This is a genomic window from Spirochaeta lutea (assembly GCF_000758165.1).
GTDB lineage: Bacteria > Spirochaetota > Spirochaetia > DSM-27196 > Salinispiraceae > Spirochaeta_D > Spirochaeta_D lutea.
Map to the genome: position 1 here is coordinate 55,113 of NZ_JNUP01000052.1, position 12,341 is coordinate 67,453.

10 protein-coding genes are annotated in these 12,341 nt (G+C 53.4%); 7 read left to right on the forward strand and 3 right to left on the reverse strand.

What is annotated here, in order from left to right; translation table 11 throughout:
- Window positions 1-76 precede the first annotated feature (76 nt).
- From DC28_RS06865 to DC28_RS06880, 4 genes are all read left to right on the forward strand, one after another.
- Window positions 77-1,102, forward strand: coding sequence for a LacI family DNA-binding transcriptional regulator (locus DC28_RS06865; protein ID WP_037547183.1), 1,026 nt, complete (start codon window positions 77-79; stop codon window positions 1,100-1,102).
- A gap of 41 nt (window positions 1,103-1,143) precedes the next feature.
- The gene (locus DC28_RS06870; RefSeq protein ID WP_037547185.1) at window positions 1,144-2,913 is read left to right on the forward strand and encodes a DEAD/DEAH box helicase; all 1,770 of its coding nucleotides are present in this window, start codon (window positions 1,144-1,146) and stop codon (window positions 2,911-2,913) included.
- A 79-nt stretch (window positions 2,914-2,992) separates the two neighbouring features.
- Entirely contained in the window at window positions 2,993-3,607 is a 615-nt protein-coding gene (gene rpsD / locus DC28_RS06875; protein ID WP_037547187.1) for a 30S ribosomal protein S4, read from the forward strand.
- A 442-nt stretch (window positions 3,608-4,049) separates the two neighbouring features.
- A complete protein-coding gene (locus DC28_RS06880; protein ID WP_052078574.1) occupies window positions 4,050-5,399 on the forward strand; it encodes a cyclic nucleotide-binding domain-containing protein in 1,350 nt (449 codons plus the stop codon).
- 458 nt (window positions 5,400-5,857) lie between these two features.
- On the opposite strand, the gene DC28_RS06885 is transcribed toward DC28_RS06880, so the two are convergent.
- Both DC28_RS06885 and DC28_RS06890 read right to left on the reverse strand, forming a co-directional pair.
- Window positions 5,858-6,142: a cation transporter gene (locus DC28_RS06885; protein WP_081942030.1), complete on the reverse strand. Its 285-nt coding sequence runs from the start codon at window positions 6,140-6,142 to the stop codon at window positions 5,858-5,860.
- Window positions 6,143-6,217: 75 nt separating this feature from the next.
- Complete coding sequence (locus tag DC28_RS06890; protein ID WP_037547189.1) at window positions 6,218-7,000, reverse strand: histidine phosphatase family protein; 783 nt, start codon at window positions 6,998-7,000, stop codon at window positions 6,218-6,220.
- A 231-nt stretch (window positions 7,001-7,231) separates the two neighbouring features.
- Here DC28_RS06890 and DC28_RS06895 point away from each other — a divergent pair, with 231 nt between their 5' ends.
- A complete protein-coding gene (locus DC28_RS06895; protein WP_037547191.1) occupies window positions 7,232-8,866 on the forward strand; it encodes an ABC-F family ATP-binding cassette domain-containing protein in 1,635 nt (544 codons plus the stop codon).
- Window positions 8,867-8,943: 77 nt separating this feature from the next.
- Here the strand turns inward: DC28_RS06895 and DC28_RS06900 are convergent, their stop codons facing one another.
- The gene (locus tag DC28_RS06900; RefSeq protein WP_037547193.1) at window positions 8,944-10,383 is read right to left on the reverse strand and encodes a deoxyribodipyrimidine photo-lyase; all 1,440 of its coding nucleotides are present in this window, start codon (window positions 10,381-10,383) and stop codon (window positions 8,944-8,946) included.
- Window positions 10,384-10,406: 23 nt separating this feature from the next.
- Here DC28_RS06900 and DC28_RS06905 point away from each other — a divergent pair, with 23 nt between their 5' ends.
- Window positions 10,407-11,861 carry a sigma-54-dependent transcriptional regulator gene (locus DC28_RS06905; protein ID WP_037547194.1) on the forward strand — a complete coding sequence of 485 codons (1,455 nt, stop codon included), beginning with the start codon at window positions 10,407-10,409 and terminating at the stop codon, window positions 11,859-11,861.
- A gap of 45 nt (window positions 11,862-11,906) precedes the next feature.
- Window positions 11,907-12,341 carry a response regulator gene (locus tag DC28_RS06910; protein WP_037547196.1) on the forward strand — a complete coding sequence of 145 codons (435 nt, stop codon included), beginning with the start codon at window positions 11,907-11,909 and terminating at the stop codon, window positions 12,339-12,341.

Here is a 12,341-nt window from a genome sequence, read left to right on the forward strand (position 1 = left end):
AGAATCACCCTAAATACGTAGGAGACAGCAACGCCGGCACCCCATGGTCCGGCACGGTAAGAAGCGGTAGGTTAGTATGCGGGTTACAATAAACGATATTGCTAAGGCATCCGGATTTTCGAAGACGTCCGTATCCTTTGCCTTTAATGATCCTACACGGATTTCCAAGGACACCCGTGATAAGATCATGAAGATTGCCGAGGAGCTGGGGTATGTTCCCGATCCGGTCGCCCGTAACCTATCCCTGAAGAAGGTGGGAACCATTGGGTTTCTTGTACCCCAGACCATTCCCGAGGCTTTTGCGAACCCCTACATGTCAAGTATTCTCCTGGGAATCGGCGATGCCTGTCAGAAGCATGCCTATTCACTTACCGTAGTGCCGCCCCTGAGGGACTCGATCTTTGACGGGGTGCGCAGCGCGGCGGTGGACGGGTTTATAACCATGGGGCTCCAGCCGGAGATGAAGGTTGTGCAGCTCATTCGCCAACGTCATATGCCTTTTGTGACCATAGACGGCCGTCCCAGCGAAGAGGGCCCCAGCATCAATGTGAATGATGAGACGGCGGCCTACGAGCAGATGGAGTATGTTCTGGCCAAGGGCCACCGGCGAATTGCGGTGTTGAGCTTGGAGATACCCGAGGGTTCTGAAGAGGGAATTTTCGGGGGTGTCTCTGAGTGGCGGTTAAACGGCTATAAGGGTGCGCTGGGTGCTGTGGGCTTGTCCATGGAGGATTTACCCATCCGCTATTGCAGTACTACCTTCGAGAGCGGTGCGGCTGCGGTGCGGGAGATTCTGGCGACCGGCTACATGCCTACGGTGTTTGTATGTATGTCCGACGTTATCGCCATCGGTGCCAAGCGGGAGCTGGAGTCCCGGGGGTTTCGGATCCCCGGGGATATTTCGATTATCGGCTTTGACGATATCCCCGAGGCTCAGATGGTCGTTCCGAATCTTACCACGGTTCATCAGCCCGGATTCAAAAAGGGCAGAAAGGCCGGAGAGATGCTTTTTAGCCTGATTGCCGGGGAATCTACCGATTACCGGGTGGAATACCGGTGCCGTTTGGAAATTCGTGATACCCTTGCCGAGCCCAAATCCTGAGGTATTGGCGAAACCCCATCCCTCCAGTATAGTAGATGCATATGAAATTTATTGAGTTACCATTGCACTCCCAGCTGCAAGAGAGTATTGCAGCGGCAGAATTTACCGATTGCACCCCCGTACAGGAGCTAACCATTCAGGCCGTGCTGCAGGGCAGGGACGTAACCGTCCAGTCCCAGACGGGTACGGGAAAGACCGCAGCCTTTTTAATTCCCCTATTTGAACGTTTCTTAAAAGAGGATGAAGAAGGGAGGGCCGGATCAGGCCCCCGGGCGTTAATTGTGGCCCCCACTCGTGAGCTGGCCGAACAGATCAAGGATGAAGCAGTAATGTTAGGAAGTACCCTCCCGTTTAAGGCGGGGGCATTCTACGGCGGCGTGGGGTATAAGGGCCAGGAGCAGATGATTGCAGCCGGGCTGGATATCATCATCGGCACCCCGGGGCGGCTGCTTGACTTCGAACGCTCAAAGAAGCTTGATTTTTCACAGATCAAGTATCTTGTGGTTGATGAGGCGGACAGACTGTTTGATATGGGCTTTTATCCGGATTTGGTGTCGATTCTCCGGCGTATGCCTTCCAGGAAAAACAGGCGGACCCTGCTCTTCAGCGCTACTATGAATACCCGGGTTATGAACATTGCTTGGGAGCATATGAACGAACCCCAGGATATTCAGATAGAACCGGAACACATCACCGTGGAGAAAATCGATCAGAGCCTCTACCATGTAAGCCGGGAGGAAAAATTTCCCCTTCTTTTAGGGCTGCTCCGGAGTATTGAGCCCAAAAATGCCCTCATTTTTACAAATACCAAGCGTGGTGCCGAAGAGGTTTCCAAGCGTTTGAAAATAAATGGGTATACCTGTGAATTTCTCATGGGTGATCTAGCCCAAAATAAGCGGTTGAAGATCATCGGTTCTCTAAAGCGTGGAGAGCTTCAGTTTCTGGTTGCCACCGATGTAGCGGCCCGGGGGCTCCATGTAGATGATTTGGAACTTGTGGTGAACTATGATATTCCCGAAGATCCGGAGAACTATGTTCACCGGATCGGCCGGACCGCGAGGGCCGGAAAAACCGGCAGGGCGATCAGTTTTGCGGATGAGCGGTTTGTGTACGGACTTCCTGCCATAGAACAGCTCACTTCCATGAAAATTCCTGTTGCCCCCGTGGATGAATCCCTTTTCGGAGAGGATAAGAGCAAGGGCATGCGGATCCGCTATGACCGCGACGATAGCATACGGGCTCGGGGCGGGAAACCCCGGTCCTCTGAACGGGGAGGATCTCGGCGTCGGGATTCTCGGCCGGGTAAACCGGCTGCCACCCGTCCGGAGGGGATCGAACGAAAACCGAAAAATCCCCAGCGCGGCCCGAAACCGAGTCAGCCGAAGCATAAACGCAGGGGACCGGCTCCTAGTGCCAATGTCGGGAGCCCCTCAAAGAGTGCGAGCCCCGAAGAGCGGCTGGCCTACTACCAGCAAAAATACGGAGAGGATTTTACCCTAAAATCAGGCCCCGCCGCCTCTCGGGTAGGAACCTCCGGAAAACCCGGTAAACCGGGGAAGGCAGCCAAGGGACCGAAGGCCGGCAAGGCAACACGGAGGGGAAAACCCGGCAAGACCCAGCAAAAACCGGCCACTGCCCCAAAAGGACAGAAGCCCGACACCCCCAAGGCAGCTGCAAAGACCAGGCCTGGGAGGGTAAAACAGAATCCCTCTCGGTCTGATCAAAATACCCCTAGAAATAAGGAATCCCAATCTGGTAAGGATACCAAGGGGTTTGTTGGATTTATCAAGGGGCTGTTTGGCAAATCTTGACATCCCCTAGGGATTCGTATAGCCTTTCAGACCACTACATAAGGTACCGAGTTCTGGTACCATAAGGAGTTTCTTTTTTATGGCAAAGAATAGTACTGCCAAAGGTAAGATTGTTCGTCGCTTCGGCATTAACATTTTTGGAAATGCGAAGTACGACCGGCTCTTGAAAAAGAAGCCCGCCCCTCCTGGAGAGCCCAAGAAGGGCCGGGTTCGTCAAACCGAGTACGGCCGGCAGCTGGCAGAAAAGCAGAAGGTAAAGTTCGCCTACGGACTTTCGGAGCGTCAGTTCAGAAACGTATTTGCTAAGGCAAAGCGGATGAAGGGCGTTGCGGGACATAATATGTTAATCCTTCTGGAGCGGCGACTGGACAATGTTGTATATCGGCTGGGGATGGCTGCAAGCCGGTCCCAGGCACGGCAATTGGTGAGCCACGGACATGTGTATCTGAACGGTCGGCGGGTGAATGTACCCTCCGCGTTGGTACGTCCCGGGGATGCGATTACCGCGAAACCCCGTGAAGCTACCAAGGAAATGCTGCGGCGTCAGATCGCAGAAAATAACCATCGGCCCATTCCGCCGTGGCTGAGTTTTTCTGCGGATGAACTGAGTGCATCGGTTTCTGTATACCCTACGCGGGATATGATTCCGACAATTGCAGAAGAGCAGATGATCGTCGAGTTCTACTCGAAGTAATTCTTACCGCTTCAATCCCGGGGAGTTCTGTTCCTGGGATTCTTGTTTCAAAGAGCCTTCCAACCTTCGGGTCGGGAGGCTTTTTTTGCACGTGCCTAAAGGACTGTATAGTTCGCAAAAGGTTGAACCATTGCGCCTCGGTGACACCATCCATGGGCGGAATTATCGATTGCTCCGCCTTATCTGGTGTAGTTTCCAACCTTTCGCCTTCGATGGACGGTATCGGCTACTATCCCATGGATCCCGAGCCAATTGTAGCAGCCACTTCTGTAATAGACTCTTTATTTTGCTCACTTACAAGAAAATAGACGTTAGCGGGTATATTCCGGTGGAAAGATCGCCGGGGAGGAATTACTATAGGTACAGACCCCGAAACACCTATCCCAGTCCTGGCGCCGTACCAATGGTCCAAGCCTGGGATAATACGATGTGAGGAGATACCGTGCGTAAGCTAGCTGTTTTTAGTACAGACCAGGACCTGAACGACAGGGTGGTGCAGATCTGTAGGAAATACCAAAACTTTTTTGAGCCCCAGGTGGTAACCAGCGGACAGGAAGCCTTGGAATTTTTAAAGTATGAGCTCCCGGATATCAGCTTGATTCACTTTTCCGACCAAGAGATAGACACCACAGCCTTGTTGGATGAAATCCGTCAGGATCCCTGGTTGCACTACGGTGGTATTGTGATGGTTCATAATCTTAAGGACCGGCCCCGGGTAGGGGAGGTGGTGAAGGATCTGAACGTTATTGCCACCATGAGCCGGTCTGAATTTGTCCGGGGCTTTTTCCGTGTGCTGCGGATATTGCTGCAGAACCGGCAGATTCTCTTCCAGCGGGATTTACAGCGCTATCTGCTCAAGAGCATATCCGGAACCCTGGTTATGGATAATGATCCCTTTAATGTGGGAACCTATGCCAACCTCATACCCAACTACCTTTACAATATCAACTATCTGAACCGGGAGGGGCGTGAGGGGCTGCATGTAGCCCTGTTTGAGATGTTGATGAATGCCGTGGAGCATGGAAACTGCAATATCACCTACGATGAGAAATCCCATTGGCTCAATAAACACGGGGATATTCTTGATCTCATCCGCCAGAAGTGCACCGATCCGGAGATACGCAGGAAAAAGGTTCACTTTTCCTACCGGATTACCCCCGACCGCTCCTACTACTCCATCCGCGATGAGGGAACCGGCTTTGATTGGCGATCCCGGCTGAAACCCCAAGAGGGTAGAGAAATGGATCTTCACGGCCGGGGCATACTCATGACGGGGGTGTATGTAGAAAACCTGGGATACAACCCTGAGGGAAACCAGGTGAGTTTTGAGATCCGTCATCAACCCATGGAGAGTAATGTGGTTCCCTCGATCTTCAGTGATCAGGGCGAGATAGTGTTTCGTGACGGTGATGTGGTCTTCCATGAGGGCGAGCAGTCCAATTTTTTATACTACATCGTCTCCGGTTCGTTGGTAATCTACAGCGGGGGAAAGCAGGTTTCTACCCTCACCCCGGATGATATTTTTCTGGGAGAGATGTCCTTCCTGCTCTCGAATAAGCGGTCGGCAACGGTGGTCTCCAGCGGTACCAGTGTGCTGATTAAGGTGAGCAAGAACTCCTTTGTGAACAGTATAAAAGCCCAGCCTCACTACGGTATCCTCCTAGCCAGGTTGTTGGCTGCCAGGATTGACCGGCTGAACGGGCATATGTCACGGCTCCAGGCTCGGATGGATAGTATGAACCTGGCTGATCCGGAGATTGATGAGATGAGCAGCGTTACTGCTGTGCAGTAAATCTATGCGTAGTGTGTAAAAGGCTGAAACTATTCAGCCTGGCACCACCATAGCTGGACTAGTTTCCTGTCTATGCTACTATCTCCGGCGAAGTGTACAACCTTTCGCGCAATACCAATTCTATGCCGGATGCCCAGGAAGGGATTACCGGACTCCTGTGGGGCCCCGGCCTGTGGTTTCCCAGAGTGACGCACCCTGGAAACGAAGCAATCACGGTGTGGCGGTCCTGAACCACCGTGGAGGCATTGCCCTGAGGGCTATCGGGAACGAGGAACCTCCATGGGTTCGCGGGTGGTGAATCTAGGCTTGGTAAATCGGGATAGGGGGGTGCTGTCTGGTACGTTCTCCTGGGCGAAACGTCGTTTCATACCCCAGCTATAGCAGCGTCATCCTAGTAACAACCCAGGGATAGCCGTACCGGCACGAATGGTTGGTATCCCGTGGACTCCATAGGAGGACTAGGAAACCGGTTGGTCGGCTTGGTTAATGACAGCCGTATACCCAATACGATCCACCAGCTCAATGATACGTTCCAGGGTTTCGGGGTTGCCGTCGTAGTCCAGTTGGATTTGACTGGTATTGCGGTCTACGAAGCATTCATGGACTCCCTTTAACTTTGAGCCCACGTGTTCGATGGTGTATACGCAGGATGTACAGGTTGCGCCATCTACATCCAGTACGGCATGTTTCATTGTTTCCGGGGACGGAGCAGTCGGTTCTGATGATCGTTTTCTTCCAAACATGGGTAAAATATACAAAAACACTCAGGAATAAACAAGGTGTTCCAGGACGCAATAGTTGTGAATCTGCCCGGCCGCCTAGGTAGTTATGATGGGGTGTTCCAGATGGTCCAAGCGGTTTTGATAAACGATGCGGGTGGAACCTGGAACAAGATCTACCCTGGTGATTCCGCAATTATTGGTAGAAAACCATAGGGATTCGATATCGGGAATACCGCAGAGTTCGGCCAGAACCAGAACTATGAACCAGCAATGGCTTACGACGGCTACCCGGTGGTTTGTAGCAGCGTGGCGTTCTTTCAAACTCGCTACCCATTTCCGGGCGCGCATGCGGGCCTGTTCCGGGGATTCTTGGGGTGCATGGTTCCACCATCCTGTGTCGGGACCATGGGCTGCTTCAAGTTCTGCCAGGTGTCCCTCGGTCTCGGGATCCAGGACAGCCCCGGGGTAGGTGGTGAGTATCTCCTTCCGGGAGAGTCCGGGTCGGGGTACCCTGGCATCCATCTCGGGGAAATAGGTAGTTATTCCCCCAACCTCGTGAATCCGATGCCATAAAACAGGCTTTAAGCCGGTGGCATGACCAATCTCGGCTGCAGTCTGCAGTGCCCTGGTTAACAGACTGGCGTAGATATGGGTCAGGCCGTACCCTAGGTGATTGTAATGATCCCAGCCCCAGAATTGTTCATTTTCAGAGGGGTCGTAGGGCTGTTTCGGCTTGGCGAGATGGCCTCCTACCTTCCTGGCCTGGAGATGTCCCGTTTTGGTAAGGGGCGGATCGGGATTTCGCAGGGTATCGCCATCAGATGCATTATCCAGTTCGTTGTTCTTTGATTGGCCGTGACGGATGAGGTAGAGTTCCATAGGTATGACTATGCAGGGGGGCGGTGGTAATGTCAATAATGAGGAACCTTGACAGATCGCTCATTGCCGGGTACAAAGGAGCATTCTAACGCGCAGTACCGAAGACCCCGGCGCTTACCCATGAAGTATTCAGGTCGAACTGAGAATGCAGCCCAGAGGGTCTGGCTTGTGAACACATAATCCCACATAAACGTTCCACATACAACGCGAAGTATATTGAAGGAGTTGCCGGTGATTACCGTATCAGATCTAAGTTTAACCTTTGGAACAAAGCCCCTCTTCAAAGAGGTCAACCTCAAATTTACGCCGGGAAACTGTTACGGCGTAATCGGCGCCAATGGCGCAGGAAAATCCACCTTTTTAAAGGTATTGTCCGGCGAGCTGGATAACTTTTCCGGCGAAGTCTCTATCGCTCCGGGGCTTCGGATGTCCGTGTTAGGCCAGAACCAATACGCCTACGACGAACATTCGGTCATCCATACGGTGATTATGGGAAATAAGACCCTCTACGACATTATGGTTGAGAGGGAAACCCTCTATAGCAAGTCGGACCTGACTGAAGAAGAAGGAATGAGGGTAGGGGAGATTGAAGGGCTGTTCGGTGAAATGGGAGGGTACGAAGCTGAGGCGGAAGCATCCATCCTTCTCTCCGGGCTCGGCATTGAAGAGTCTCTCCATTACCAGCAAATGGGAGATCTCGAAGGAAGTCAGAAGGTTCGTGTGTTGCTTGCCCAGGCCCTCTTTGGGAATCCTGATATTCTTCTCTTGGACGAACCCACAAACCACCTGGATCTTGAGTCCATAAACTGGCTGGAGGATTTTCTCAGCAAGTTTGAAAACACCGTCATTGTGGTAAGCCATGACAGACACTTTTTGAACCAGGTTTGTACCCACATCTGTGATGTAGACTACGGAAATATCCGGATGTATGTGGGAAACTACGACTTCTGGTACCAGGCAAGCCAGCTGATCGCCAAGCAAAAAAAAGACGAAAAACGCCGGGCCGAGGATAAGGCCGCAGAGTTGAAAGAGTTCATCCAACGATTCAGTTCCAATGCCTCCAAGGCAAAACAGGCCACCAGCCGGAAAAAACTCTTGGAAAAACTGGATCTGGGAGATCTGCCTGCCACCAGCCGCCGCTTCCCCTACGTAGGATTCAAGCCCGAACGGGAATGCGGAAAGATCGTCCTGGAGGTTCGTAACCTGAAAAAGGCGGATGAACAAGAAACCCTCTTGGATAACTTCAGCCTAACGGTCAACCGGGGAGACAAAATAGCCTTCGTCGGCCCTCAGAACGCCGCGAAAACCGCCTTCTTCGAGATTATCGGCGGCGAGGATACCCCCGAAGCAGGTGAGTATGAATGGGGAGTGACCATAACCACGAGCTACTTTCCCAAGAATAACGGCCGCTACTTTACCTCGGATATGACCATTGTGGACTGGCTTTCCCAATACAGCCCCGTTACCGATGAAGCCTACGTCCGGGGGTTCCTGGGGCGGATGCTCTTCAGCGGCGAGGATGCCCTCAAACCGGTGAAGGTGCTTTCGGGGGGCGAAAAGGTTCGTTGTCTTCTCTCCAAGATGATGCTCTCCGGGGCGAACACCCTGATTTTGGACGAACCTACCAACCACCTGGATCTGGAGTCGATAACCGCATTGAACAACGGCCTCATCGAGTTTCCCGAGGTCGTTCTCTTCAACAGCCACGACCATCAGTTCATATCCTCTATTGCAAATCGGATCGTGGAATTTGCTCCCGGGGGCATTATCGATCGCATGATGCCCTTCGATGAGTACATGGCCAGCAAGGAAATCATCGCCCTTCGGGATGAGCTATGGCATGGTCACCAACGGGTCCAGATTTAACCCCTGGGGTATGGCCGGGGAGCCGTGAGGTGTCATGGGATACGGGAATCATACCCGGTGCGGGGATTCTAGTATTGTCAGGGGTTAGGGTGATTCCAATGTCCGGCATAGTCCCGGATGTTGAATTTACGCTCTAACCCCCGGTCGTTCATGTAGCGGACAGTGCCGAAGATAGCGCGCTGGGCCCAGGGCCGGTCATGTTTTCCGAAACACCAGGCGACCCCGGCAAAGGAGCTGGGATCTCTCCCGTCCAGTTCGTAGGTATTATTGAGTTTTAAGGCTGTATTAAAGGCTGTCTTGGGATCCCTCGTCCACTCGAGGATCTTTTTTCCCCAGTACATCCGCATGTATCCCGCCATTTTACCGGTTATTACCATCTCCCGTTGGCTCGCATTCCAGTATGGATCATGGGTCTGGGCGGCCTCCAGCTCCTGGTAGGAGTACTCGTAGGGGCGGGGATCTTCTCGGTGCTCTGCCAGGGTTTTCAACGCCCAGGAGGGCAGCCCTTCGTACTCATCGTACCGGGGATTGTAATAAACGTAATTGAAGGATAGTTCCCTTCGCACGATGAGCTCCTCTAAAAACGCATCCAGGGGCTCCAGGGGAACAGCTTGGAGCTGGGGATTGAATCGACGGTTTTGCGGTCCCTTCCAGAATTGGGACGCTTGAAGGGCTGCATCGACGGGCGATATCTGGCCGAAATGCAGATAGGGGCTCAGGTTAGATTGCACCCCCAGGCTCGGATCGCTGCGGTCTTGGGCGAATCGGTGCAGTCCTGTGTTTAGAAAGTGATCCAGGTGGGCCTGGGCCTGGGTCGCTCCGCCCTGGAAGACCGGACTGATGCCGGGAGTAGGGGAGAGCCCCAGAAGAGATGCCAACTGATCTGGCTGGGTGATGGAGGATGGCTGCAAGGACCGAGCATTCGTGGCCTCCTCGAGGCGGTCCGGCAGGGAATCACCCAGGGATGGTAGCCCGGCCGGGGAGGGAAGTTCATAATCGCTTATGTAATGGTTCCACATGGAGGTGACCCGGCGGCGGATGCTGGCTGCGGAGTAGGCTTCCTTGGTGCTTGCCAGGTGCAGGGGGACGACCACCTCGGATTCGACCTCCACGGCCTGGCAGTCCAGAGCAGGGTATATTGCGCTGCGCCAGTGCCGGGGGGTGCGGAGGTAGGCTTTCTCGGTTACCACCGCCGAAGCATCAAGACGCCTCGCCAGACCCGGGATGCAGTCCTCTGGATGGCCGTGGTAGATTACCAGGGGGATGCCCAGGTCTGAAAGATTCGCGGCGGTTTCCCGAATCCCCTGCCACATGAACCAATAATGCCGCAGATTGGCCTCGGGAAAGGCAGTCAAACAGAAAACCACCACCAAGGGTACCTGTTTTTTCGCGGCAAGCTCTATTGAATAGCCCAGGGCATAGTTATGCCGGATTCGTTGGGCAGCCTGCATCCAGTAGAGGACAGGCCCGGAATCTCCCATGGGCTTGGGGTTTACAAGACGTATTCGCTGTTCCATATTTGTAATATACTACTATCGTTATGGATGAAAAACCGCAGATCCTTATCATTGAGGATGAATATGTACCGGCAACCCTCTATAAAACCGTCATTGAGGAAGGCGGGCTCGGCACGGCCCTGATTTGTACCGATAGCCGCCAAGCCCTGGCGATGATGGAGAACAAGCCCATAGCCTTGGTCCTCCTGGATTTAATAATGCCCTTTGTGGGCGGACAAGAACTTCTTGAGAAGATTACCGTTCAGTATCCCCACATACCAGTCATTATCCTTACGGGGGAAGAGAAGCTGGAAACTGCCGTGGAATGCATGAAGCGCGGAGCCTTCGATTTCATGACCAAACCGGTGGACTCAACCCGGCTGAATATGGCGATCCGCCATGCTCTGACCATCCGGGAGCTGCAGCGGGAGGTGAGCAAGCTCTCTCGTCTGGCGGAGGACCAGGATCTTGAGCATCCTGAGGCGTTTGCAGGGATAGTAACCCGGTCGGCGAAGATGTTCCGGATTTTTTCCTACCTGGAGGCAGTGGCCGATTCGCCCAAGCCGATTCTTTTGACCGGAGAGAGCGGAACCGGTAAGGAGCTTCTTGCCCAGGCAATTCACCGTTTAGCCAGACCGGATGAGCCCTTTGTGGCGGTAAACGTGTCGGGGATTGAGGACATGGTATTCAGCGATTCCCTCTTCGGTCACCGCCGGGGCAGTTTTACCGGAGCGGACCGGCCCCGGAAGGGATTCATCGAGGAAGCCGGAAAAGGAACCCTCTTTCTTGACGAGATTGGTGACCTGGGCCAAAGTTCCCAGATCAAACTTCTGAGGCTGCTTCAGGAGGGAGAGTATTATCCCCTAGGTTCCGATACCCCCCGGATGAGCCAGGCCAGGATCGTGGCGGCCACCAATGCTTCCCTCTCCGAGTTGGTTCGCCAGGGCAATTTCCGCCGGGATCTCTATTACCGGCTTATTGCACACCAGGTTATTCTTCCGCCCCTCCGGGAGCGGCGGGAGGATGTAGCCGAATTAGCCTATCATTTTTTAAAACAAGCCGATCGGGAGTTTCGGCGGGGTATTCGGTTCCGGATTCCCGATGATCTCCTGAAAGCGATGACGGAGTACGATTTTCCTGGAAATGTCCGGGAATTGCAGGGGATGATGTATAATGCAGTAGGCGCTAGTCAGGGTGAGGAGCTGCAGGTGCAGGTTATCCGGGACTATCTCTCCGCCGCGGGTATGGATGCCCGACTAGATACTGTGGTGTCGCCGTCGGAGGATGGCGGCGCGTTCGAATCTTCCCCAAATAAGGCAGTTCATGGTCCGGAGGGTTTGGTGCTCACCGGAACAGGAGTTCCGACTATGGCGGCGGTGGAGGATTTTCTGTATGATCGTGCCTTGGCCCTTTGTGAGGGCAACCAAAGTAAAGCGGCTTCCATGTTAGGTGTGAGCCAGTCCACCCTGAGCCGCTGGCTGCGTCGGAATCAGTCGTAAAACTGGATGATTTGGCCGAGGTGAGAGAAGAGGAGTAGGTGTTGTATGCGTAGTAAAGGTGATTTTCCGAATCTGAATGAAAAGTCCCCTGAGGGAATGAGTCCTGAAGGTAGACCGTATCGGGTTCTGATCTGTGATGATTCCATGTTTATTGCCAAGCAGCTGAGTCAGATTCTGACCTCTGCGGGTTTCGAGGTTGTCGGTACTGCGGGAGACGGGGAGGAAGCCTTGATGAAGTTCAAGGAGCTGCACCCCAATGTTGATCTGGTGACCATGGATATTACCATGCCCAAGATGGATGGGGTTACCACCCTTCAGAAGATCATGGAATTCGATTCCAAGGCGCGGGTAGTGATGATCTCCGCCTTGGGAAAAAATGATTTGGTCAAGAATTCCCTGATCATCGGCGCCCGGAACTACATCGTTAAGCCCCTGGACCGGAAGAAGGTCCTGGAGCGGATTCTCATGGCCCTGCAATAA

Coding starts and splice junctions, on each gene's coding strand:
- DC28_RS06865 (WP_037547183.1), top strand. CDS start 77: ATGCGGGTTACAATAAACGATATTGCTAAGGCATCCGGATTTTCGAAG.
- DC28_RS06870 (WP_037547185.1), top strand. CDS start 1,144: ATGAAATTTATTGAGTTACCATTGCACTCCCAGCTGCAAGAGAGTATT.
- rpsD (WP_037547187.1), top strand. CDS start 2,993: ATGGCAAAGAATAGTACTGCCAAAGGTAAGATTGTTCGTCGCTTCGGC.
- DC28_RS06885 (WP_081942030.1), bottom strand. CDS start 6,142: ATGTTTGGAAGAAAACGATCATCAGAACCGACTGCTCCGTCCCCGGAA.
- DC28_RS06890 (WP_037547189.1), bottom strand. CDS start 7,000: ATGGAACTCTACCTCATCCGTCACGGCCAATCAAAGAACAACGAACTG.
- DC28_RS06900 (WP_037547193.1), bottom strand. CDS start 10,383: ATGGAACAGCGAATACGTCTTGTAAACCCCAAGCCCATGGGAGATTCC.
- DC28_RS06905 (WP_037547194.1), top strand. CDS start 10,407: ATGGATGAAAAACCGCAGATCCTTATCATTGAGGATGAATATGTACCG.
- DC28_RS06910 (WP_037547196.1), top strand. CDS start 11,907: ATGCGTAGTAAAGGTGATTTTCCGAATCTGAATGAAAAGTCCCCTGAG.